Source organism: Nocardia sputorum, assembly GCF_027924405.1.
GTDB lineage: Bacteria > Actinomycetota > Actinomycetes > Mycobacteriales > Mycobacteriaceae > Nocardia > Nocardia sputorum.
Genome location: NZ_AP026978.1, coordinates 2,530,414 through 2,552,002 on the forward strand (window position 1 = coordinate 2,530,414; position 21,589 = coordinate 2,552,002).

General features: G+C 68.0%; 24 protein-coding genes. 13 read left to right on the forward strand and 11 right to left on the reverse strand.

Annotated features, from left to right (window positions below; translation table 11 throughout):
* Positions 1 to 21: 21 nt before the first annotated feature.
* On the reverse strand, positions 22 to 1,503 hold the full coding sequence (locus tag QMG86_RS11650; protein WP_281879447.1) for an amino acid permease: 1,482 nt from the start codon (positions 1,501 to 1,503) through the stop codon (positions 22 to 24).
* Positions 1,504 to 1,697: 194 nt separating this feature from the next.
* Here QMG86_RS11650 and QMG86_RS11655 point away from each other — a divergent pair, with 194 nt between their 5' ends.
* Complete coding sequence (locus QMG86_RS11655) at positions 1,698 to 2,375, forward strand: FadR/GntR family transcriptional regulator (RefSeq protein WP_281879448.1); 678 nt, start codon at positions 1,698 to 1,700, stop codon at positions 2,373 to 2,375.
* Positions 2,376 to 2,647: 272 nt separating this feature from the next.
* Here the strand turns inward: QMG86_RS11655 and QMG86_RS11660 are convergent, their stop codons facing one another.
* The 4 genes from QMG86_RS11660 to QMG86_RS11675 all read right to left on the reverse strand — a co-directional run bounded on the left by QMG86_RS11660 (position 2,648) and on the right by QMG86_RS11675 (position 5,652).
* Positions 2,648 to 2,791, reverse strand: a complete 144-nt coding sequence (locus QMG86_RS11660; RefSeq protein WP_281879449.1) for a hypothetical protein — start codon at positions 2,789 to 2,791, stop codon at positions 2,648 to 2,650.
* A 240-nt stretch (positions 2,792 to 3,031) separates the two neighbouring features.
* On the reverse strand, positions 3,032 to 4,438 hold the full coding sequence (locus QMG86_RS11665; RefSeq protein ID WP_281879451.1) for an alpha/beta fold hydrolase: 1,407 nt from the start codon (positions 4,436 to 4,438) through the stop codon (positions 3,032 to 3,034).
* Between the two features lie 485 nt (positions 4,439 to 4,923).
* A complete protein-coding gene (locus QMG86_RS11670; RefSeq protein WP_350356403.1) occupies positions 4,924 to 5,172 on the reverse strand; it encodes a hypothetical protein in 249 nt (82 codons plus the stop codon).
* A 300-nt stretch (positions 5,173 to 5,472) separates the two neighbouring features.
* Entirely contained in the window at positions 5,473 to 5,652 is a 180-nt protein-coding gene (locus tag QMG86_RS11675; protein WP_281879453.1) for a hypothetical protein, read from the reverse strand.
* A gap of 1,007 nt (positions 5,653 to 6,659) precedes the next feature.
* Here QMG86_RS11675 and QMG86_RS11680 point away from each other — a divergent pair.
* On the forward strand, positions 6,660 to 7,979 hold the full coding sequence (locus QMG86_RS11680; protein ID WP_281879455.1) for an aspartate aminotransferase family protein: 1,320 nt from the start codon (positions 6,660 to 6,662) through the stop codon (positions 7,977 to 7,979).
* A gap of 6 nt (positions 7,980 to 7,985) precedes the next feature.
* Here the strand turns inward: QMG86_RS11680 and QMG86_RS11685 are convergent, their stop codons facing one another.
* Positions 7,986 to 8,489 carry a nitroreductase/quinone reductase family protein gene (locus QMG86_RS11685; RefSeq protein ID WP_281879456.1) on the reverse strand — a complete coding sequence of 168 codons (504 nt, stop codon included), beginning with the start codon at positions 8,487 to 8,489 and terminating at the stop codon, positions 7,986 to 7,988.
* A gap of 102 nt (positions 8,490 to 8,591) precedes the next feature.
* Between QMG86_RS11685 and QMG86_RS11690 the strand changes: the two genes are divergently transcribed.
* Positions 8,592 to 8,960 (forward strand): arsenate reductase family protein, encoded by a 369-nt coding sequence (locus tag QMG86_RS11690; RefSeq protein WP_281879458.1) that lies wholly within the window; start codon positions 8,592 to 8,594, stop codon positions 8,958 to 8,960.
* A gap of 54 nt (positions 8,961 to 9,014) precedes the next feature.
* Positions 9,015 to 9,695 (forward strand): TIGR00266 family protein, encoded by a 681-nt coding sequence (locus QMG86_RS11695; protein ID WP_281879460.1) that lies wholly within the window; start codon positions 9,015 to 9,017, stop codon positions 9,693 to 9,695.
* Positions 9,696 to 9,702: 7 nt separating this feature from the next.
* Here QMG86_RS11695 and QMG86_RS11700 read toward each other — a convergent pair whose 3' ends face one another.
* The gene (locus QMG86_RS11700; protein WP_281879461.1) at positions 9,703 to 10,290 is read right to left on the reverse strand and encodes an NUDIX hydrolase; all 588 of its coding nucleotides are present in this window, start codon (positions 10,288 to 10,290) and stop codon (positions 9,703 to 9,705) included.
* A gap of 53 nt (positions 10,291 to 10,343) precedes the next feature.
* On the opposite strand from QMG86_RS11700, the gene QMG86_RS11705 reads away from it, so the two are divergent.
* Entirely contained in the window at positions 10,344 to 10,724 is a 381-nt protein-coding gene (locus tag QMG86_RS11705) for a nitroreductase family deazaflavin-dependent oxidoreductase (protein ID WP_281879462.1), read from the forward strand.
* Positions 10,725 to 10,741: 17 nt separating this feature from the next.
* Here the strand turns inward: QMG86_RS11705 and QMG86_RS11710 are convergent, their stop codons facing one another.
* The 4 genes from QMG86_RS11710 to QMG86_RS11725 all read right to left on the reverse strand — a co-directional run bounded on the left by QMG86_RS11710 (position 10,742) and on the right by QMG86_RS11725 (position 13,982).
* The gene (locus tag QMG86_RS11710) at positions 10,742 to 11,539 is read right to left on the reverse strand and encodes an AraC family transcriptional regulator (RefSeq protein WP_350356380.1); all 798 of its coding nucleotides are present in this window, start codon (positions 11,537 to 11,539) and stop codon (positions 10,742 to 10,744) included.
* Positions 11,540 to 11,713: 174 nt separating this feature from the next.
* Positions 11,714 to 12,001, reverse strand: a complete 288-nt coding sequence (locus tag QMG86_RS11715) for a DUF427 domain-containing protein (protein WP_281879464.1) — start codon at positions 11,999 to 12,001, stop codon at positions 11,714 to 11,716.
* A 64-nt stretch (positions 12,002 to 12,065) separates the two neighbouring features.
* Positions 12,066 to 12,617 carry an NUDIX hydrolase gene (locus QMG86_RS11720; protein ID WP_281879466.1) on the reverse strand — a complete coding sequence of 184 codons (552 nt, stop codon included), beginning with the start codon at positions 12,615 to 12,617 and terminating at the stop codon, positions 12,066 to 12,068.
* Positions 12,618 to 12,767: 150 nt separating this feature from the next.
* Entirely contained in the window at positions 12,768 to 13,982 is a 1,215-nt protein-coding gene (locus QMG86_RS11725) for a DUF418 domain-containing protein (RefSeq protein ID WP_281879467.1), read from the reverse strand.
* 121 nt (positions 13,983 to 14,103) lie between these two features.
* On the opposite strand from QMG86_RS11725, the gene dop reads away from it, so the two are divergent.
* The 8 genes from dop (at position 14,104) to QMG86_RS11765 (ending at position 21,587) form a co-directional block, all read left to right on the forward strand.
* Positions 14,104 to 15,603: a depupylase/deamidase Dop gene (gene dop / locus QMG86_RS11730; RefSeq protein WP_281879468.1), complete on the forward strand. Its 1,500-nt coding sequence runs from the start codon at positions 14,104 to 14,106 to the stop codon at positions 15,601 to 15,603.
* A 220-nt stretch (positions 15,604 to 15,823) separates the two neighbouring features.
* Complete coding sequence (locus QMG86_RS11735; RefSeq protein WP_014986166.1) at positions 15,824 to 16,018, forward strand: ubiquitin-like protein Pup; 195 nt, start codon at positions 15,824 to 15,826, stop codon at positions 16,016 to 16,018.
* Entirely contained in the window at positions 16,015 to 16,869 is an 855-nt protein-coding gene (prcB, locus tag QMG86_RS11740; RefSeq protein WP_281879470.1) for a proteasome subunit beta, read from the forward strand. Before QMG86_RS11735 ends, prcB begins: the two co-directional genes overlap by 4 nt.
* Positions 16,870 to 16,871: 2 nt before the next feature.
* Positions 16,872 to 17,666 carry a proteasome subunit alpha gene (gene prcA / locus QMG86_RS11745; protein ID WP_281879471.1) on the forward strand — a complete coding sequence of 265 codons (795 nt, stop codon included), beginning with the start codon at positions 16,872 to 16,874 and terminating at the stop codon, positions 17,664 to 17,666.
* 218 nt (positions 17,667 to 17,884) lie between these two features.
* Positions 17,885 to 19,243 carry a Pup--protein ligase gene (gene pafA / locus QMG86_RS11750; protein ID WP_174186519.1) on the forward strand — a complete coding sequence of 453 codons (1,359 nt, stop codon included), beginning with the start codon at positions 17,885 to 17,887 and terminating at the stop codon, positions 19,241 to 19,243.
* Positions 19,240 to 19,536: an MTH1187 family thiamine-binding protein gene (locus QMG86_RS11755; RefSeq protein ID WP_281879473.1), complete on the forward strand. Its 297-nt coding sequence runs from the start codon at positions 19,240 to 19,242 to the stop codon at positions 19,534 to 19,536. Before pafA ends, QMG86_RS11755 begins: the two co-directional genes overlap by 4 nt.
* Positions 19,537 to 19,617: 81 nt before the next feature.
* Positions 19,618 to 20,613, forward strand: a complete 996-nt coding sequence (locus tag QMG86_RS11760) for a helix-turn-helix transcriptional regulator (RefSeq protein ID WP_281879475.1) — start codon at positions 19,618 to 19,620, stop codon at positions 20,611 to 20,613.
* Positions 20,610 to 21,587: a helix-turn-helix transcriptional regulator gene (locus tag QMG86_RS11765; RefSeq protein WP_281879476.1), complete on the forward strand. Its 978-nt coding sequence runs from the start codon at positions 20,610 to 20,612 to the stop codon at positions 21,585 to 21,587. Before QMG86_RS11760 ends, QMG86_RS11765 begins: the two co-directional genes overlap by 4 nt.
* The last annotated feature ends 2 nt before the right edge of the window (positions 21,588 to 21,589 follow it).

Consider the following 21,589-nt stretch of genomic DNA (forward strand, 5'->3'; position numbering starts at 1 on the left):
GATGTGCTGTTCGGTGAGTGATCATGCGCCCCGCGCTCCCTCAGCGGCGTCCGGCCGATCCAGCGGGGCGAGGACATCCGGGTCGAGGCGGCCTCTGATCCGGAACCATCCGGCGACCATGGCCGCGACGACGGCGGTGAACACCGCCAGCGTGATACGCCCGATCTCGTCGTCGAAGAACATCAGCGCGACGACACCGGCCAGGAACACCAGGGTGAGAATGTTGAGCACCGGAGCGAACGGAAGCCGGAACGCCGGTCGGCGGTACTCGCCGCGCTGGGATTTCCGCACGAATATCCAGTGGCAGATCATGATCGAAGCCCAGGTCCCGACGATGCCGAGACCGGCCAGGTTCAGCACGATCTCGAAGGCTTTCTGGGGGACGAGGAGATTCAGCACGACACCGGCGATGCCCACCGAACTGGTGATCAGGATTCCGCCGTAGGGAACGCCGTGGCGATTCATCCGGGCGGCGAAGCGTGGCGCCGCCCCGGCCACGGCCATCGACCGCAAGGTGCGACCGGTCGCGTACAGACCCGCGTTCAAGCTCGACATCGCGGCGGTGAGCACGACGAGGTTCATGACATCACCCGCATGCGGGATCCCGATGGAGCTCATGACGGTCACGAAGGGGCTCTCGCTGGGGGAGTAGGCCGTCCACGGCAGCAACAGCGTGAACAGCACCACCGAGCCCGCGTAGAACAGGATGATCCGCCACATGATCGAGTTGACGGCCCTCGGGATCACGGCGGCCGGGTCGTCGGATTCACCGGCGGCCACGCCGATCATCTCCGTCCCGCCGAAGGCGAACACCACCCCGAGCGCGATCGTCAGCATCGGAGCGAGACCATGCGGGAAGAAACCGCCGTTATCGGTGATCGTCGACAAGCCGGGGACATTGCCGTCGACCGGTGTGCCGGTGACGAGGAAGACCACCGCCAGCAGCATGAACGCGACGATGGTGCCGACCTTGATCAGCGCGAACCAGAACTCGAATTCGCCGAACAGGCGCACCGACACCACGTTGAGCCCGACCACCACCGCCAGCGCGATCAGCGCGAGGACCCACTGGGGGATCGGCACGAACGGCGACCAGAAGTGCACGTACAGCGCCACGGCGGTGATGTCGGCGACCAAGGTGGTCGACCAATTCAGGAAGTACAACCAGCCGACCGAATAGGCCCCGCGCTCGCCGAGGAATTCGCGGGCGTAGGAGACGAACGCACCGGATGACGGCCGGTACATCACCAGCTCGCCGAGCGCGCGCACCACCATGAAGGTGAAGACGCCGCACACGATGTAGACGATGGCCAGCGACGGCCCGGCCAGCGCCATGCGGCCGCTGGCTCCGAGGAAAAGCCCGGTGCCGATGGAGCCGCCGATCGCGATCATCTGCATATGGCGCTTACGGAGCTGTTTCTGATAACCGACGTCGCCGATATCGTGCTTCGCCGCTGGTGGTGGGGTGGCTGGCCGGGCCGACAGTTCGTCGTAGTGCGTCATGGAAACCTTCCTTGGGCCGTATCCAGCCTGCGCGGCGCGACCGGCTACTAGAAGTATGGCTGCCATGCGGTCAGGCTGTAAGACAGGTTGTATTGTAATTCGGGTCACATCGCCCTGTCAATCTCGATCTCGGCGCGAAACGTGCTGGAGCTAGCGTTTTGACGCTCTATCGGCGGGTCTCCATACTTGGTCACGTGACAGTCGAAGAAGGCCGGGTGCACCGCATCGGCGCCACGGAAGCGGTCTTTCGTCGGCTTAAGGAGCTGATCCAGAGTGGCGAGTACGCGGTGGGCGACCGCCTGCCCGCCGAACTCGCCTTGGCTCAACAGTTCGGCGTCAGCCGTCCGGTGGTGCGGGAGGCGCTGCACGCCTGTGCGACCCTCGGCCTCACCGAAACGCACACGGGCCGAGGAACGTTCGTCGTCTCCAAGAAGGAGAGCCCGCAACTGACGTTCGCCGGTGTCGACGCCGCAGATCTGATCGAGGCCCGCCAACTCATCGAGATCCCCACCGCGGGGTTCGCCGCGCAACGCCGCACGCCGGACCAACTGCGGCGGCTCTTCGAGCTGCTCGGCAAGCTGGCGGGGGCCACCGACGCCCGTGAGTGGGTCCGTTACGACGGCGAGTTGCATACCGCGATCGCGGCCGCCAGCGGAAACAGAATGCTGACCGCGGTGGTCGCCGACACCCGCCGCGCGCTGGACCCGCAATCGGAATTCCTCAATCTGACCCAAGACCGCCGCGCCGACTCCGATCGCGAACACGAGGCCATCGTCCGGGCCATCGAGGCGGGCTCACCCGAGGCCGCGCGCCAAGCGATGGCCGATCACCTGCAACGGGTAGCGGACACGATCGCCCGCATCGGCGAGTAGTAGCAAGCGGATCGTGGAGCGACCCATCGACTGGTTGCTCTGTCGGCACGCAGCGATCGAACCCGACCGCTGCTGAGCGAACCCGATCGGCGCCTATTCGTCGCGCCGACATCGGCTACCGGCACGACGCGTGAGGCCGGCCGCTAGCGCGCTCGGTCGGTTCGACGACGCCGGAGCACGGGTGGTTTCGCGGGTGTGCACACGCTGTCGACCGCCGTGCCGAGGCGGTGCGCGCGCAGCCGAACCTCCGGGCGAGGTTGGTTGCTGTGTATTCACTGGACGATGAGGAGATGGGCTGCCTCCAGATGCACGATGCACTCGTCCGGGTGGTGGAAGCGGTGGATGTGCCGAAGCTCGCGAGCGCGTCGCGCGGTGAGTCCCAGCAGGTGGACTTGGCACATGAATTCGGCGAGCATGCCATCTGCTTGGACGAAAGTTTTTTGATTCGAGGCTTGGGGGTTCACGACGTCGTCTCTTTCAATGCATCAGGGATGCCCCCGGTGTTGAGGAGGCGTGCGCCGTTGCTGTGCGGGTCTCCCGGAGCAAGCCGGTATTTCCGGCGGGCGGCATCGGCCTGACGCCGGGTGGTACTTGGTGGGGTGGTTATTTCGAGTGCTCATACCGGAGCCGGTGTCCGGCCTGGTGACATCGGGGGGTCAGTCTCGCGCGGATCCGACGGGCAGGTTGTCCGATGGTTGACCGTAGGGGCATGAGACCAGCGAGCGCAGTCGGGGCAGGCTGTAGTGGTGCCAGGTGTGCTGCAGTGCGGCGGTCAGCAGTCGGCCGGGGATCCAGGCGGGAGTGTCGAAGTCGATGCGGTAGTCCAGGTGGGTGCCCTGGCCGCGGCGGGTGAGCTGGATGCGGCCTTGGTGGCGGCGTACGGGTCCGCGGATGGTGCGGTATTCGATGAGCCAGGGGTCATGGTGGACGGTGATCTGCTCTTGGATCGGCCAGAGCCCGAGCGCGCGTCCGGCGCGTACCGACCCGAGTCCGTTGGGCACGCCGGCCACCACGCCGTCGCGCACGCGTCTCAGGCGCACTGGCCACAGCGCCGGCCACTGGTTGGTGAGCACATCGAAGACTGTGTCGCTGTCGGCGTCGAGATCGGCGGTGAAGCGCAGACGGTGGCGGCGGCGCACCTGATCGACAGGTTCGAACACCCGCACCCAGGTTCGGGCCGGGCTGCGGGCGATCAGCCAGTCCCGGACGAAGGGAAAGACGTCGTCCACGGCGTCGGGATGCGTCAGCGGCGATTCGTGAGTGTGGTTGCGGGCGAAGCCGTATCGGCGCGAGGCGGACTGCACCCGGACATCTTGTGCACCGCAGCCGTCGAGGAGTCGACGGCAGAGCCTGGGCGCGGCGATGACGTCACGGGGGCTGGTCAGCGCCAGCACCGGCACATCGACACCGGCCAGCGCTCCGCTGATGGCCGTGCGGCCCCGCTCGTGAGCTGCCCACATGGTGGCGTCCGACAGCGCTTCGACCGGTTCGTCCTCCGGTCCCAACCTCAGCGCGCGAGCTGGAAACGACTTGCCCCACCGCGGCGAGGTGAGCAGCCTGGTGGCGAGCCGATGGGTGAGCAGCGGAACTTCCACGGCGGCGTTGATGAGCACCATCCCGGCCACACGGTGCCTGTCCAGCGTCTCGGCGACCGCTCGCGCCACCAGCACCCCGCCGAGAGAATGCCCGACCCAGAATGCTGGGCCGGTCCCGGTCTCGGCGATGAGCTGCTGGACTACGGGCAGATCACAGCGCAACGCCTCGTCCCACCCGGCCCGGACCCGGGGATCGGGCAGCACCCCGCCGGTACCGCGCCGCTCCGCGACCCAGACATCGAAGCCGGCCTCGGCCAGCACGACGGCCAGGCCACCTCCTCCCGGCCACAGGTACACTCCTCTGTTGTCGAAGGTGCCCGGAACCAGCACGACCGGCGGACCGCCGTACAAACCCAGACGGGTAAGGCGGAACCGGCCTCCATCGGTGGTGCTCACCACCGCCTGCTGGCTTCCAGCACTACTGTCGTGGGTCCATTCGGCAGAGATCGGGTGGCCGGTACCGGCCATCGGCACTCCTTCGAAAAAGTTGGCCAGTTGTCCAGTTTCTGTGAGTGTCGATACTGCCAGTGGGCCTTGCGCGAAGCCATCGCATCGAGCCAACTCCATGGATGGTCATAACTGCGAGCCCGGTAGATTCCTGGCAAGTCATAGAAAATGACCTCGCCGCGGCTGGTTGTGCTATACGGCGGCAGGGAGTATGTCCAGATCCACCGCCTGCCACCCGTTGTGAGGTCCGCGCACGTCGTGGATGATCCGGCCGAAGGTGAGCCAAGAGTCCAGGTCACCGGTGTCAGCGCCAGGCTGCCGTCGTGCAGCCGCGTGCCGCCCGGCAATTGCCGGTGCGGGTTGGTCGCCGTGTCCTGTGTAGACGTTTAGAGCTCGGGGACTGTGCTTGCTGCATCGCGCTGAGTTCGCGCACAGCTTCTCGGGTTCAGCGTCGTAGGCGGGCCATACTCGTGCCGCCTCCACGATGGACATGCGAACGTCCATCGTCACTCGGCTGTGCGGTGTAGGGAACCGATCATGTCGAGCGCGATCCGTCCCGCTTCCTGCCGCGCAGCCTCATTGGTCGCGTCGGCGATACTCCAAGCCAATTCGGTGAACAGCCCGTAGATGGCGCGGGTCGTGAGCTCGGCCGAATGGGGTTTGAAAACGTCGGCTCGGATCAACTGATCCACCCAGTCGTGGATCAGGCCGACCATGTACCGCTCGTCGAGTTCACGCCATCGGTCCCAGCCCAGCGGTCGCCGACTACAGAAGTCCTATTTTTACTAATTTTCGGTGCATTCGATTCACGTCGATGTGTCGATTTACGGTCACGCCACCCGCTGCGGCGGACTGCTCCGGAGAATCGACGTAACGGCCCTCACCGCGGGTTCCCAGCAGTGGGGTTGTTCCCGTGCGATCGATAGCCGAGCGGTGAGCTATCACGGTGTTTCTGCTCGACCTGGCCGGCAGGAATCGACGCCGCTGTCGACTGAATGCCCGGCTGCAGCGGTGGTGGCACTTCCGCGGCAACCACCACCGCCGCTCACTTCCTGCTACAAGCAGAGACTCAGCTCGATCGGGCCAGCCGGGATCGGCAGGCACACCTCCACAGAACCGGCGACAGGGGTCGCAGCCGGGGTGGTAGGCGCGGCGGAGGCGGTGCCGGCGCCGAGGGCGCCCGCGGTCAGGGCCAGGGCGGCGATGGCGAGCGAGCGATTTTTCTTGGAGGTCATACAGTCATCCTCGGTAGTGCAATGTGACTCGCCCCAGGATCGGGACGGGGCTTATCAGATCACGCCTCGACGACACCGCACGGCCGTTCGCAACAATTGGGATAATTCGCTGGTCGCGCAGCACGGAATCCGGTTGTTACCGGCGAGTACGCAACAATTTGTGACAATCACGATTCGATATAAAACCGCCTTCATGCGTTCGAAACATCCAGGTCGGATCGACGGTCCCGGAAATGTTTTCGTGTGTTCTCACAAATGTCCAGCCGTCGAAATTGTCGCCGACGGGATCGTTTTCCGAGGACGCACCGCGATTCGGCGCGGCGCCGGGGAAGGCTGGTGCACGCCGCCGGCGGGACCGGCCACCTCGCTGGGGCGTGCACGAGCCGCCGCGACGACTCGGTTCTCATACGACCGGTCGAACCAGCACGCCGCCGAAGGAATGCCCGATCCAGAACGCGGGACCGGCGCCGGTGTCGGCAACGAGTTGTTGGACCACGGGCAGATCGTGGCGCAGCGACTCCTCCCCCCGGCTCGAACCCCGCCGCCTGGATCACGCCTGCGGTGCCACGGCGTTCCACGACCCAGACATCGAACCCCGCCGCGGCCAATGCGCCGACCTTGGTCCGGCATGATCGGGCATGCCGATTTCGTCGAGATGCTGCGGTCGCAGGCATTGCTGAGTCGTGGCGATAATCAATGTCATTCGATGTCCGTCCGCTGCGGTGAACCGGTGTGATCGCCGACGATGTCGCGCTCGACGTGACGGACGAGCGGATGCGGTTCCGCGGTGAAGCCGACGAGGGCTTGTGCGACTTCGACGATCGTTGCGCGGATCTCCCGCCGTGGCTCCGGAATGCGTGACGGCGTGGCCGTGGCTTCCTGACCTGGGGTGAATCACAGGCGGGACAGTTCTCGTCATATGCCGCGCCTCCAGCCGCGCAGGCGCCCCGATAGGGCTAGGGTGCCAATGTGCTGTTCTATTCAGGATCGAAGGGGGAATTCGCCCCATGAGCGGGTCAGATCACGTCTTCTATCCCTGGAGCGCGCAAGCCGAGTTGAACCCGGCTCCGATCACCGGTGCGTTCGGCTCCTACTTCTGGGACGACACGGGCAAGCGCTACCTCGACTTCTCCTCCCAGTTGGTCAACGTCAACATCGGCCATCAGCATCCGGATATCGTCGCCGCGATCGTCGCGCAGGCGCAGCGGTTGGCGACGATCTCACCGACGGTCGGCAACGACGTGCGCAGCGAACTGGCGCGGCTGATCGTCGAGCGGGCTCCCGGCGAGCTGAACCGCATCCTGTTCACCACGGGCGGCGCGGAGGCCGTGGAGCACGCGGTGCGGTTGGCGCGCAGCTACACCGGGCGCACGAAGATGCTCGCGGCCTACCGCTCCTACCACGGCGGCACCGGTGTCGCGATCGGCCTGACCGGGGAACCACGGCGGTGGGGCGCGGAGCCCACCAACGTCGACGTGGTGCGGTTCTTCGGGCCCTACCCGTATCGATCGCCGTGGGGCACGGCCGGTCCGGAGGAAGAGACGGCCGCCGCGCTGGCGCACCTGCGGCAGGTGATCGAACTGGAGGGGCCGCAGCACATCGCGGGGCTGATCCTCGAAACCGTGGTCGGCACCAATGGTGTGCTGGTCCCGCCGCCCGGCTACCTCGCAGGCGTGCGAGCGCTGTGCGACGAGTTCGGCATCGTCTACATCGCCGACGAGGTGATGGTCGGGTTCGGGCGGGTGGGCGAATGGTTCGCGGTGCAGGCCTACGGCGTCGAGCCGGACATCATCACCTTCGCCAAAGGGGTGAACTCCGGCTACGTCCCGCTCGGCGGCGTACTGATGGCCGAACGCATCGCGCAGCGCTACGACCACGTGACGTATCCGGGCGGTCTCACCTATGCGGGGCACCCCCTGGCGTGCGCCGCGGGCGTGGCGTCGATCGCGGTGTTCGAGCGGGAGGGCATCCTCGATCACGTGCGGTCGGTCGGCGCCGATGTGCTCGGAAAAGGGTTGCGCGAGCTGGCCGCCCGGCATCCGAGCGTCGGGGAGGTCCGGGGCATGGGCTTCTTCTGGGCGCTGGAACTGGTCCGGGATCAACGCAGCAGGGAACCGCTGATCCCGTTCGCGGCGGCGGGCGCGGACGCCGAACCGATGCTCGCGGTCACCGCGGCCGCCAAGGCGCGCGGGCTGTGGCCGTTCAACGCGGGCAACCGCTTCCAGATCGCACCGCCGCTGACCACGACCGCCGACGAACTGCGGACCGGCCTGGAGATCGTCGACGAAGTGCTCGACGTCGCCGACGGCTACCTCCGGACGAGCTGACACCGCTCAGTGCGGCGTCAGCTCCACCACGACGCCGCCTTGCTGCCAGGTCTGGTAGATGTCGGCTTTCGAGGGTGAACCGTCGGCGGTGAAGCCGATGCCGTTGTACTTCGCGTTCTGCTTGTTGTCCCGTGCGATGATCTCGTAGAGCCGCAGCACGTCGGCCTCGGTGGTGTGGACGACCGGGTCGAAGGTGCGCGGCTTGCCGCCGAAGGACGCCTGCACGGGAGTGCCCGCCCGCAGGTTCTTCACCCACGGCCGCAGGGCGGTGCCGATCAGCAGATTGTCGCCGTGCGTGGTGTAGGCAAGCGGTACGTCGTAGACCTTCCCCGACTTGCGTCCGACGACGTGCAGGATCATCAGCCGCTTGCCGACGATGCCGGACAGGCCGGGCACCCGCAGCAGGGCGCGCACGACCCCGTTCATCACGGCCTGATGCGACGGGATGGGTTCGGGACCGGACGTGGTCGGTGTGCCGTAAGGGTTTTCGGACGACGCGTGCTCACTCATGCTCCCAGTATCGGAGCTCGCGTCGCGCGGTGCGGTACGACGTCCGGGATCCGCCAACGGGCACCGGACGGGCGCGGCGCGCTGCCTCGGTACCCTGCGTGCATGACTTCCGGGCAGACAGAGATCTGGCACAACCCGCGGTGTAGCAAGAGCCGCAACGCCACGGCGTTCCTGAACGAGGCCGGTGTCGGCTACACCGTGCGGAAGTATCTGGATCAGCCGCCGACGGCCGACGAGTTGCGGGAGGTGCTGCGGCGGCTGGACGCCGAACCATGGGACATAACCCGCACCGGGGAACAGGTCGCCAAAGAACTCGGGATGGCGAGCTGGCCACGGACCGACGCGGACCGGGACCGCTGGATCGACGCGCTGGTCCGGCATCCGGGACTGATCCAGCGGCCGATCGTGCTCACCGCTGACGGCGGAGCAGTGGTGGCCCGCGACGACGCCGCGCTGCGCGACCTGCTCTGACCGCTGCCGACCGGCCCGTCCCGGAGGGCGGGCCTCGGCGGTAGGGTCGCGAACATGAAGGTACAATTGCGCCACAGCCCGGCCGCCGCCATCGCGCGCTGCTTTCTCGCGGGCGGCGAGCCGATGCGGGTGGAGAGCGGCGCCATGGTGGCGCACTCGGCGGGAGTCACGTTGCAGGCCAAGGCCGAAGGCGGCATCCTGGCCGGGTTGAAGCGGTCGGTGCTGGCGGGGGAGTCGTTCTTCGTCTCGACCTTCACCGCGCCGCCGCAGGGCGGCTGGGTCGACGTGGCGCCCGCGCTCCCCGGTGATGTGCTCAACCTGCAGATCACCCCGGACCGGCCGTTCTTCATCAGCCGCGGCGGCTGGATCGCCAATTCGCACGGCGTGCAGGTGGAGAGCAAATGGGGCGGCTTCGCCAATCTGTTCGGCGGCGAGGGCGGGTTCGGTCTGCGCGCGCACGGCGAGGGCGAGATCGTGGTGGGTGTGTTCGGCGCGATCGATGTGATCGACCTGCAGCCGGGGGAGCCGATCACGATCGACACCGGGCACGTCGTCGCCTACGACCTGGCCATGAATTTCGCCATCCGGCGGGCGGTCTCGGGTCGATCGATCCAGTCGTTGAAGTCGGGCGAGGGCTTCGTCTTCGACTTCACCGGCCCCGGCCGGGTGCTGCTGCAGACGCGCAATCCCGGCGCGTTCGCCGCCTGGGCCGGGTCGGCTGCTTCGTCCAGTTGATTCGCGGTCATCCGTCCGCCGGGGAATCGGCACCGGACAGCAGGTCGGTGACGAGCAGGCGGGTGTCCGGTACGAAAGGCCAGTCCGGGTCGGCCAGGTGCGCCAGCAACTCGGCGTCGGTCCACCACCAGCCCTCGGCTATCTCGTCGGGTTGGTGGCGCACCGGGCCGTCGTAGCGCAATTCGTACGCGAACAGGTGGCAGCGCATCGGCAGGCCGTTCCATTCGCCGTCCCAGGAGACCCGGGCCAGCGGTTGCGGGGAGACATCGGCAGGGTCCGGAGTGACACCCAGTTCTTCGGCGACCTCGCGCAGGGCTGTCTCGCGCGGCGCTTCACCCGGCGCGACCACACCACCGGCCAGGCAGTCGTGCATGCTCGCGAAAACGAGTTTGGTATCGGTGCGGCGATGCACGTAAACGCGCAGACCGTCCCGGGACCGCAGGAGGACACCGGCGCTGGCGTGCCACAATCCGTCGCGATAGACCGTAGCCCGCTCGGCCGCGCCCACCGGGTTGCCCGTCGGATCGTAGACCGCGATCAGTTCCGCCCCCGGATCTCCGGCGTGGGGCGACCCGTGCTGCGGTGGTGCGGACATGGGTCGAGAGTAACGTGAACACCGCACGCCACAGGGAGAGAGGATCGCCGCCCATGGTGCTTCCGCACGCACTGGCGAAGTTCAACCGGCATGTCACCAATCCGACCGCGGGCCTGGTCGCGGGACGCGCGCCCGGCTTCGGCATCGTGCTGCACAAAGGCAGGAAGTCGGGACGGTCCTACCGCACCCCGGTGATGGTCTTCGAACAGGACGGCGCCTACCGGATCGCGCTGACGTACGGCCGTGATGTCGACTGGGTCAAGAACATTCGCGCGGCGGGCGGGTTCGCGCTGGAGACCAACGGTCGCGTCGTCGAGTTGACCGACCCGGTCGTGCGGCAGGATTCGTCCGCGGCGTGGGCGCCGGTGGGGGTGCGGCAGGTACTGAAGACGATCTCGGCGGAGTATTACGTGGAGTCCCGTCCGGCCCGGTGAACCGCGCGTCGGACTGGCTACGCGCCTTGAACCGACTCGACCGTGCGGCTCAGTACCGAGGGTGGTAGTCCGAACGTCCGGCGGCAGGTGCGGGTCAGGTCGGCGCCATCGGAGAAACCCGCCGCGTGTGCGGCGGCCGTGAGATCGTCTCCGGCCAGCGCGCGGGTGCGCGCGATGTGCAGCCGCAGCCAGAGGATGTAGCGGCGCAACGGGATTCCCATCTGTTCGGTGAACAGGTGGGACAGCCGCGGCGCCGGAATCCCGAGTTGCCGAGCGACATCCGAGCCGCGCACCGAGCCCGCGCGCACCAGAGCGGGCAGTAGTTGCAGAGCCGCGGTGATCACCGCGTGCCGCTCGTCCGCGCCGGACGATTCGTCCTGCGGCAGCAGGTCCTCGACAACCGCGGTGACCTGTGCGGTCAGGTCGCCGCCCGCGGCGACGATGCCCAGCGTGTCGGCGCTGTCGGCCCAGCCGTTGAGGTGGGCCCTCCGGTCGGCCGCCGCGCCTGCGGCGGTCTCGGGGTCGAGGTAGACGGCCGTGCCGTGCGCGGACCCCACGTCGATCCGGTGCGGCGCGTCGGTCGGCACGATGACATGCGTGCCGTGCTTGCGCACGCCGCTGCCGTCCACCACCACGATCGGTGTGCTCGCGGCCACGATTTGCACCGCGTGGTGCGCGTGCAACTCCGTCGGGCCGATCGATCCGGCGAAGGCCAGGACGCCCGGCCGGAGCAGCGCGACACCCGCCTGCGCTGGTTCGTCCGCTGCGCCCACAGGCGACATCGAGAAGCCGTCGGTGACCAGAGCCTTCATCATGGGATGCTCCCGGCTGAGACACGCACGCTGAATCCTGGGATGAGCGTATCGGTTTCGCTCGGGCGGTATTCCCGATTCCTCCGATTACGGCCGACCCCGGCGATCACCCCACGGCCGGATTCCGGCATCGATCATGAGTTCGCCGCTCGATTGCTCGCAGTGCAAGAATGCCGGTCAGCTCTCGGCGACCTCGACGCCGCGCCAGAACGCTACGTAGTCCTTGATCTGCGCTGCCTTGGTCTTCGGCTCCGGGTAGTACCAGGCGGCGTCGGTATTGGATTCTCCGTCGACCACCACGGTGTAGTAGCTGGCGGTGCCCTTCCACGGGCAGTAGGTGTGCGTGTCGGAGGGTTGGAAGAACTCCGGGCTGATCGAATCCGGCGGGAAGTAGTGGTTGCCCTCGACGATGATGGTGTCGTTGCTGGTCGCGAGGACGCGGCCGTGCCAAGTTGCCGTTGCCATACGTCGATTCTGCCCTCATCTCACCCGGTGGCGGCGGCCGAAGGCGTCGCGCGGAGGGGTGCGGTCATACGGGACGGTCCGGCCGCGCCGCGCGCCGGTGGAGTTCGACGGCCAACGCCACCAGTTCGCCCAGGTGCTCGCCGTCGGATTCGGCCCGCCGCATCGCTTCGGCGACAGGGAAGGCGCGGACCTCGAGAATCTGCTCGGCGTCGCCGGGATTGGTCGGCGCGGAGTCGAGCACCACGTCCGCGGTGCACCAGAGCCACGCCTTGTGCGGGTGGGGCTGCCATTCGCGATACGGCGCGGGGCGATTGCTGGTCGCGTGGTGGGCGCCGAACCATCGGAGCGGTCCGATCGGGCGTGCTCCCGCCTCCTCGCGCAGTTCCCGGCGGACGCATTCGTCGATCGACTCGTCGCGCTCCCTGGTGCCGCCGGGGATCAGCCAGACGCCGCGATCGTCGCGGCACAGCACGATCTCCTCGCCGACGAAACAGACGACGTGGATGTTGGTGACCAATTCGTCCGGCGGCAGCGCGGTGGAGAATCGCACATCAAGATCGCCCCACGCCCAGTGGGCCGGTGTGTGCAGCACGGGATAGCGGTCGGCGAGCGTCACAGGATGACGGTAACGGTCACCGAGGGATCGTGTCCGCCGGATTTCCGCGGGCAGCGGGGTGACATGCTCGAGGTGTAGCCGGGTTAGGCGCTGCTCTGGTCCGGGTGGTCACGTCCGCGTCCCGCGGCGCGTGGATGCGGACGTACGGATTCAGCTCTCCCGGGCCAGTGTCCGGTAGCTCACGTTCCAGAACCACTCCACCGGCCCCCGCTCGAAGCGACGTAACCACAGGTGCGCTCCGCTCGCGATGAGCAGCGCGACCAGCAGGTAGACGCCGATGGTGAACGGGACGCGGTCGTCGGCCGGGACGCGGGCCGCGAGTCCGAAACCCCAGCCGTAGCACAGCGTCGAAGCCACCAGATTCTGCAGGATGTAGCAACTGAGGGCGGTGCGGCCGATCTCGGTGAGGCGGCGCCCGGCGAACCCGGCCGCGGGCCGCCGCACGTACCACTCGGCGACCGCCGCCAGCATGCCCAGGGCGACGAACGGCGCGCTGCCGTAGCGGGTGAACAGGATGAGGTCGCCGCCGCCCGCGAGACCGACGGCCAGGTCGATCGGTGCGGCGACGCCGAAGCCCACGATCATGAGCCGCTTACGGATTCGCGCGCCACCCGGACCGAACACGCCGGCGCGGAACAGCCGCGCGCCGGTCAGGAACAGCGCGACCGACATCGCGAACACGAAGATCGCCTCCATCCGGAACAGCCCGGCGTTGCTGATCCGGAACATCGCGAGATCCCAGAAGGAGCCGTCCGCATACGGGTTCGGATCCAGCGCACCGCGTGCCGCCGAGTCCTGTCGCGGCGCCAGCGCCAGGGCGAGCGCGATCAGGGTCAACAGCGTCACGTGCACGGCCGCCGCGCCGATCAGCCATTGTCGCTGCGCCCGCTCGCCGGTGGCGAGCACGAACGCGACGACCAGTCCGGTCACCGCGTACCCCATCAGCACGTCGAACTCGGCGACGAACACGAAATTCAGCAGACCGTCCACGAACAACAGACCCGCGCGCCAGGGGTAGTTGCCGGGCCAGCGACGCCCGGCCTTGGTCGCCGAGCGCTGCTGGATGGCCAGGCCGATGCCGAACATGATGGTCAGCAGGCCGAGGAACTTGCCCTGGGCGAGCTGCTGGAGCACCCGCTCGGTCCACAACCGGCCGTCGGCCTGCCCGCCCAGGCCGTGGAGGTAGCCGACCAGCCCCTCCGGGTCGGTCATGATCCAGACATTGGTGGCGAGGGTGCCCAGGATCGCGATCCCGCGCAGCACGTCCAACGCGACGAGCCGGGCGGGTGCGGGCGGCGGCGGGGGAGCGGCCGCGCGGTGCGGTTCGGTGGTCTGCGTGCGGCGGGCCGCGGGCGATTCGGACATGTCCCGACTATCACGCCGACCTGCGCCGCGAGGAGTCCTCCGGAAGTACCACCTGCGGTATGACATTGGACTCCGCCGGTCGCGACCGGTTCGGCCGGGTGCGTGACCTAGGCTCGATGCCATGCAGCGCATCATCGGAATAGAGGTCGAATACGGCATCTCGACCCCGACCGAGCCGTCGGCCAACCCGATCCTCACCTCGACCCAGGCGGTCCTGGCCTACGCCGCGGCCGAGGGCGTGCCGCGCGCGAAGCGCACCCGCTGGGACTACGAGGTCGAGTCGCCGCTGCGCGACGCGCGCGGATTCGACCTGAGCCGGATGAACGGGCCCGCACCGGTGATCGACGCCGACGAGGTCGGGGCGGCCAACATGATCCTCACCAACGGCGCCCGGCTCTACGTCGACCACGCCCACCCGGAATATTCCGCGCCGGAGGTCACCGACCCGCTGGACGCGGTGATCTGGGACAAGGCGGGCGAGCGGGTGATGGAGGCCGCCGCCCGGCACGCCTCCAGCGTGCCGGGGGCCCCGCGGCTGCAGCTGTACAAGAACAACGTCGACGGCAAGGGCGCTTCGTACGGCACCCACGAGAACTACCTGATGAGCCGGGACACACCGTTCAACCAGATCATCGTCGGGCTCACGCCGTTCTTCGTATCCCGGCAGGTGGTCTGCGGCTCCGGCCGGGTCGGCATCGGTCAGTCCGGCGACCACGCGGGCTTCCAGCTGTCCCAGCGTTCGGACTACATCGAGGTCGAGGTCGGCCTGGAGACCACACTCAAGCGGGGCATCATCAACACCCGCGACGAACCGCACGCCGACGCCGACAAGTACCGCAGACTGCACGTCATCATCGGTGACGCCAATCTGGCCGAGATGTCGACCTACCTCAAGGTCGGCACCACCGCCCTGGTCCTCGATCTCATCGAGGCGGGCGAGGACCTGTCGGACCTGCAACTGGCGCGCCCGGTCACCGCGGTGCACACGATCAGCCACGACCCCACGCTGCGGGCGACCGTCGCGCTCGCCGACGGCCGCGAGCTGACCGGCCTCGCCTTGCAGCGGGTCTACCTGGACCGGGTGGTCAAATTCGTCGACCGCACCGGAAACGACGACAAGCGAGTCCAGGACATCATCGAGAACTGGGCGATGGTGCTGGACCTGCTCGAACGCGATCCGATGGAGTGCGCGAACCTGCTCGACTGGCCGGCCAAGCTGCGCCTGCTCGAGGGCATGCGCAGCCGGGAGGGACTCGGCTGGGCGGCTCCCAAGCTGCACCTGATGGACCTGCAGTACTCCGACGTACGGCTGGACAAGGGCCTCTACAACCGCCTGGTCGCCCGTGGCTCGATGAAGCGCCTGATCAGCGAGCAGCAGGTCCTCGACGCCATGACCAACCCGCCTACCGACACCCGCGCCTACTTCCGCGGCGAATGCCTGCGCCGCTTCGGCGCCGACATCGCGGCGGCCAGCTGGGACTCGGTGATCTTCGACCTGGGCGGCGACTCCCTCGTCCGCATCCCCACCCTGGAACCCCGCCGCGGCACCAAAGCCCACGTCGGCAAACTCCTCGACGGCGTGACCACCGCCGCCGACCTGGTGGAGCAGCTGACGACGTAGCCTCCGGCACGCGCCGGGTCGGCTGACGGCTCGGCCGCTCGGACGCGAGCCATAAGAGGGCCGCGAACACGCCGCGCCCGCGCGGCCGAGGACCCAGCAAAATAAGCACACTGTCGGTGCTGGTAGGTAGTGTTGAGGAACGAGCACGGACAATGCTCATGATCGGGATCGTGCTCACGATGGATCCCGGTCATGGTGAGGACAGAGGAGGTCGGCTGCCATGGCACAAGAGCAGACCAAGCGCGCCGGGGGTGGCGACGAGGACGAGGGCCCGGACGGTGTGGATGCCGCCGGTCAGGAGCGCCGCGAGAAGCTGGCGGAGGAAACCGACGACCTGCTCGACGAGATCGATGATGTGCTCGAGGAGAACGCCGAGGACTTCGTCCGCGCGTACGTGCAGAAAGGTGGCCAGTGACAGTCGGTGACCCCTCGCGTCTCCACCTGGGGTACGCCCTCTCTTCCTTCTCCGACTATCTCCGTATGCATGCTCCGGATTTGTTGCCTGTCAACAGGTTCGGACAGAGTGCCGCCGGAATCTCCGGCGGCACTTCCGCGAAGGAGATCGCTCCGCACGGCACCACCATCGTCGCGGTGAGTTACCGCGGTGGTGTGCTGATCGCGGGCGACCGGCGTGCCACGCAGGGGAACCTGCTGGCCAGCCGGGATATCGAGAAGGTCTACATCACGGACAGCTATTCCGCGGCCGGCATCGCTGGCACCGCGGGCATGGCGGTGGAGATGGTGCGGATCTTCGCGGTGGAGCTGGAGCACTACGAGAAGCTCGAGGGCGTGCCGCTGACCTTCGACGGCAAGGCCAACAAGCTGTCGAAGATGGTGCGGGAGAATCTGCCCGCGGCCCTGCAGGGTCTGGCGGTGGTGCCGATGCTGGTCGGTTACGACCTGAACGCCACCGATCCGGACAAGGCGGGCCGCATCGTGTCGTTCGATGTGGTGGGTGGACGCAGCGAGGAGCGATTCGGGTACGCCGCGGTCGGTTCCGGCTCGGTGTTCGCCAAGTCCGCGCTGAAGAAGTTGTACGCCAAGGGAATCGATCAGGAGCGCGCGCTGCGCATCGCTGTCGAGTCGCTGTTCGACGCGGCCGACGACGACACCGCGACGGGCGGCCCGGATCTGGTGCGTGGCATCTTCCCGACGGCGATCGTGATCGATGAGGAGGGTGCGGTCGAGGTGACCGAGTCGCGGCTCGAGGAGATCGCGCGCGGCATCGTCGCCGACCGTGCGGCCGCCGAAGAAGGGAGCGCCTGATCATGACGTTGCCGTACTACGCGTCGGCCGAGCAGATCATGCGCGACAAGACCGAGCTCGCGCGCAAGGGCATCGGTCGGGGGCGCAGCGTCGTGGTGCTGACGTACGAGAAGGGTGTGCTGTTCGTCGCGGAGAACCCGTCCACGACGCTGCACAAGGTGAGTGAGCTGTACGACCGGATCGGGTTCGCCGCGGTCGGCAAGTACAACGAGTTCGAGAATCTGCGCAGGGGCGGCATCCTGCAGGCCGACATTCGCGGGTATCAGTACGACCGCCGCGACGTCACCGGCCGTGCATTGGCCAATGCCTACGCGCAGGCCCTCGGCACGATCTTCACCGATCAGCTGAAGCCGTACGAGGTGGAGATCTGTGTGGCGGAGGTGGGCTATCCGGAACAGGCGCCGCAGTCGGTGCTGTACCGGATCACCTTCGACGGGTCGATCGTGGACGAGCGGGAGTTCGTGGTGATGGGCGGCACGACCGAGCCGATCGTCACCGCGTTGAAGTCGTCCTATCAGCCGGGTCTGGATCTGGCCTCCGCGGTGGGTGTGGCGGTGCGCGCGCTGCAGGCGGGCGTGCCGGAAGGGACGGAGAAAGAGAAGCGGGTGCTGGGCGTGAGCTCGCTCGAGGTCGCGACCTTGGAGCAGGCGCGTCCGCGCCGGGCGTTCCGGCGGGTGACCAATGCCGTGCTGGAGCGCCTGCTCAACCCGGCGCAGCCGGACGGCGCGTCCGCTGCGCAGGAGAGTGGCGCCGAGGCCGAGGAGCCCTCGGCGAAGGACACCCCGCCTTCGGAGTGATCCGCCCGGGCCACGAGCTCGGCGGCCCGCGAACGACGCCTCGTTCGCGGGCCGCGTCGGCATGCCCGCGACCGGTCTCGCTGTGTGCATCCTCCGGCGAAAGCGGGGCATCAGCCGGGCAAATTCCGACAAAGCGGGCCAAATTGTTGTGAAGACGTATGCATGCGGGTTGTTCGGTGCACCACGCAAGTCCCTGACATGGCTGTAATGTCGATGGTGTGCAGCGACGAATTATGGGGATCGAGACCGAGTTCGGTGTGACATGCACCTTCCACGGTCACCGTCGACTGTCCCCCGACGAGGTGGCCCGGTATCTGTTCCGCCGGGTGGTGTCCTGGGGCCGTAGCTCGAACGTGTTCCTCCGCAACGGTGCTCGGCTCTACCTCGATGTCGGGTCCCATCCGGAGTACGCGACCGCGGAGTGCGACAACCTGGCGCAATTGGTGACCCACGACCGTGCGGGCGAGCGGGTCCTTGAAGAGTTGCTGATCGACGCCGAGCAGCGTCTGGCCGAAGAAGGCATCGGCGGCGACATCTATCTGTTCAAGAACAACACCGACTCGGCGGGCAACTCCTACGGCTGCCACGAGAACTTCCTGGTGGTTCGCGCAGGCGAGTTCTCCCGGATCTCGGACGTGCTGCTGCCGTTCCTGGTCACCCGCCAGCTGATCTGCGGCGCGGGCAAGGTGCTGCAGACGCCGAAGGCCGCCACGTTCTGCTTGTCGCAGCGTGCCGAGCACATCTGGGAGGGCGTCTCCTCGGCGACCACCCGATCGCGGCCGATCATCAACACCCGCGACGAGCCGCACGCCGACGCGGAGAAGTACCGCCGCCTGCACGTCATCGTCGGCGACTCGAACATGTCCGAGACCACCACCATGCTGAAGGTCGGCACGGCCGCCTTGGTGCTGGAGATGATCGAGGCGGGCGTCTCGTTCCGCGACTTCGCGCTGGACAACCCGATCCGCGCGATCCGCGAAGTGAGCCACGACCTGACCGGCCGCCGTCCGGTGCGCCTGGCGGGCGGACGGCAGGCCAGCGCCCTGGACATCCAGCGCGAGTACTACGCCCGCGCTGTGGAGCATCTGCGCAACCGGGACCGCGATCCCCAGATCGACCAGGTGGTCGACCTGTGGGGCCGCACCCTGGACGCGGTCGAGGCACAGGACTTCGCGAAGGTCGACACCGAGATCGATTGGGTGATCAAGCGCAAGCTGTTCCAGCGCTACCAGGACCGGTACGGCATGGAGCTGTCCGATCCCAAGATCGCACAGCTGGATCTGGCCTACCACGACATCAAGCGCGGACGCGGCGTCTTCGACCTGCTGCAGCGCAAGGGCCTGGCCAAGCGCGTCACCGAGGACGAGGCCGTGGACGCCGCGGTCGACACCCCGCCGCAGACCACCAGGGCCAAGTTGCGTGGTGACTTCATCACCGCCGCCCAGGAGGCCGGTCGCGACTTCACCGTCGACTGGGTGCATCTGAAGCTGAACGACCAGGCGCAGCGCACCGTGCTGTGCAAGGACCCGTTCCGCTCGGTCGACGAGCGCGTCGATCGCCTGATCGCGTCGATGTGATCGTCGCGTTCTCCGTCACACCGCTCGGGACCGGCGCCGATGTCGGGCGCGCGGTCGCCGAAGCGGTCCGGGTGGTGCGCGCCAGCGGATTGCCCAACCGCACCGACGCCATGTTCACCACTGTCGAGGGCGAGTGGGACGAGGTGATGGCCGTGGTGAAACAGGCGACCGACGCCATCCTCGCGGTAGCGCCGCGGTGCAGCCTGGTGCTGAAGGCCGACATTCGCCCCGGCGTGACGGACGCGATGACCGCCAAGGTGGAGAAGGTCGAGCGCTACCTGGCCGAAGGCTGACCGGCGAAGCGGTCCGAACACGCCGCGACGAAGTCGCGGCCGGGACAACACAGCCTGGCCGCGCAGATTACCCTCTATCGGGTGGCGATATCCAAGGTCGAGCGGCTGATGAATCTGGTCATCGCGCTGCTGTCGACCCGGCAGTTCCTGACCGCGGAGCGGATCCGGGAGAGTGTGGCCGGATACGAGGACTCCGCCAGCGACGAAGCGTTCAGCCGGATGTTCGAGCGGGACAAGAACGAGCTGCGCGATCTGGGCATTCCGCTGGAAGTGGGTCCGGTGAGCCGGTACTCGACGCTCGAGGGTTACCGGATCAACCGCGACGCCTACGAGCTACCCGAGATCGACCTGACCGATGAGGAGGCCGCCGCCGTCGCGGTCGCCGTGCAGATGTGGGAATCGCCCGAGTTGGCCGCCGCCGCGGAGGGCGCGCTGCTCAAACTGCGCGCGGCCGGTATCCACGTGGAGACCGACGCCGCGGTGGCGTCGGTGCCCGCCGTTCCGGCTCGCGCTCGCGGCTCCGAACCGGTGCTCGGCAAACTCCTCGCCGCGATCGATGCCGGCCGGGCGGTTCGGTTCGAGCACCGCGGCGCGATCAACGCGCCGTATCTGATGCGCGACGTCGAGCCGTGGGGCGTCGTCACCCATCACGGCCGCTGGTACCTGGTCGGGCACGACCGGGACCGGGACGCCGTGCGCAGTTTCCGGCTCTCCCGCATCGGCGACGATGTGACCGCGTACGGCCCGCGCAACGCCGTGCGCAAGCCGGAGGGCGTCGATCTGCGCGCCATCGTCGACCAGGTCACCAGCAGCGGGCCGGTCAGCGGCTCGGCGACGGTGTGGGTGGCCGAGGGGCGGGGGCGGGAGATCCGCAGGCTCGGCCAGGTGACCGGAGAGCGCGTCGTGGGCGGCCGGGCGGGCGCCGTGGTCGAGCTTCCGGTGCGCTCCCGCGATTGGCTGGCCCGGCTGATCACCGGTTTGGGGCCGGACGCCGTCGTGCTCGCCCCGGAGTCCCTGCGTGCCGACGTGATCACGCGGCTGCGTTCGGTGTTCGACCGCACGGAGGTGCGGGCATGAGCTCGCGGCTCTCGGTCCGGCTCTCCCGGCTGTTGAACATGATCCCGTACTTCATCGCCCACCCCGGGATCAGCGCCGCGGAGGCCGCCGCCGACCTCGGCGTGACCACCAAGCAACTGATGAGCGACCTCAATCAGCTGTGGATGTGCGGGCTGCCCGGGTACGGCCCGGGTGACCTGATCGACCTGTCGTTCTCCGAAGAGAGCATCGAGGTCACCTTCTCCGCGGGCATCGATCGGCCGTTGCGGTTGACCTCCACCGAGGCGACCGCGCTGCTGGTCGCGCTGCGCTCGATCGTCGACATGCCCGGCATGGTGGACCCGACCGCGGCCCACGCGGCCATCGCGAAGATCGAATCGGCCATCGCGGGTGGCGTGGAGCCGGCCGCGGACGGGCGATCCCGCACAGCGCCGCCGGAGGCGCCGGCGGTGGCCGCCGTGCGCTCGGCGCTGGCGCTCGGCCGGGTGCTTCGGCTGGTGTATTACTCCGCCAGCCGCGACGTGGTGTCCGAACGCATCGTGGACCCGATCCGCATCGTCCTGGTGGACGACAACAGCTATCTGCAAGCCTGGTGCAGGCAGGCCGAGGGGGTGCGGCTGTTCCGCTTCGACCGGATCGAGGCCGCGACCGAACTGGACGAGGCCGCTCGGCCGCCCAAGCACGCCACCGAGGCGACGGCCGGCCTGGACCTGTTCCAGGACGATCCGGCGGTCCCGTTGGCTCGCCTGCGGATTCACGGTGATTACGCTTGGGTGCTCGATCAGTACCCCATGCACCGGCTGGCGGTGCACTCCGACGGCAGCTTGGAGGCGACCATGCGGTTCGCCACGCTGGACTGGATGGCCCGGCTGCTGCTCGGTTTCGGGGCGGGCGTCACCGTCCTCGGTCCGCCGGAACTGGTGGCGGCAGTGCGTGAGCGGTCGAACGCCGCGCTGGCCGCCTATGAGGAAGCCGGATACCTGGAGGGCAGATGAGG

Excerpts from the sequence above, each read along its gene's own strand:
- QMG86_RS11680 (WP_281879455.1), top strand. The coding sequence starts at position 6,660 with ATGAGCGGGTCAGATCACGTCTTCTATCCCTGGAGCGCGCAAGCCGAG.
- QMG86_RS11700 (WP_281879461.1), bottom strand. The coding sequence starts at position 10,290 with ATGTCCGCACCACCGCAGCACGGGTCGCCCCACGCCGGAGATCCGGGG.
- QMG86_RS11665 (WP_281879451.1), bottom strand. The coding sequence starts at position 4,438 with ATGGCCGGTACCGGCCACCCGATCTCTGCCGAATGGACCCACGACAGT.
- QMG86_RS11660 (WP_281879449.1), bottom strand. The coding sequence starts at position 2,791 with ATGCTCGCCGAATTCATGTGCCAAGTCCACCTGCTGGGACTCACCGCG.
- QMG86_RS11715 (WP_281879464.1), bottom strand. The coding sequence starts at position 12,001 with ATGGCAACGGCAACTTGGCACGGCCGCGTCCTCGCGACCAGCAACGAC.
- QMG86_RS11735 (WP_014986166.1), top strand. The coding sequence starts at position 15,824 with ATGGCACAAGAGCAGACCAAGCGCGCCGGGGGTGGCGACGAGGACGAG.
- dop (WP_281879468.1), top strand. The coding sequence starts at position 14,104 with ATGCAGCGCATCATCGGAATAGAGGTCGAATACGGCATCTCGACCCCG.
- prcA (WP_281879471.1), top strand. The coding sequence starts at position 16,872 with ATGACGTTGCCGTACTACGCGTCGGCCGAGCAGATCATGCGCGACAAG.
- QMG86_RS11705 (WP_281879462.1), top strand. The coding sequence starts at position 10,344 with ATGGTGCTTCCGCACGCACTGGCGAAGTTCAACCGGCATGTCACCAAT.
- QMG86_RS11650 (WP_281879447.1), bottom strand. The coding sequence starts at position 1,503 with ATGACGCACTACGACGAACTGTCGGCCCGGCCAGCCACCCCACCACCA.
- QMG86_RS11675 (WP_281879453.1), bottom strand. The coding sequence starts at position 5,652 with ATGACCTCCAAGAAAAATCGCTCGCTCGCCATCGCCGCCCTGGCCCTG.
- QMG86_RS11710 (WP_350356380.1), bottom strand. The coding sequence starts at position 11,539 with ATGATGAAGGCTCTGGTCACCGACGGCTTCTCGATGTCGCCTGTGGGC.
- QMG86_RS11725 (WP_281879467.1), bottom strand. The coding sequence starts at position 13,982 with ATGTCCGAATCGCCCGCGGCCCGCCGCACGCAGACCACCGAACCGCAC.
- QMG86_RS11695 (WP_281879460.1), top strand. The coding sequence starts at position 9,015 with ATGAAGGTACAATTGCGCCACAGCCCGGCCGCCGCCATCGCGCGCTGC.
- QMG86_RS11690 (WP_281879458.1), top strand. The coding sequence starts at position 8,592 with ATGACTTCCGGGCAGACAGAGATCTGGCACAACCCGCGGTGTAGCAAG.
- QMG86_RS11685 (WP_281879456.1), bottom strand. The coding sequence starts at position 8,489 with ATGAGTGAGCACGCGTCGTCCGAAAACCCTTACGGCACACCGACCACG.
- QMG86_RS11765 (WP_281879476.1), top strand. The coding sequence starts at position 20,610 with ATGAGCTCGCGGCTCTCGGTCCGGCTCTCCCGGCTGTTGAACATGATC.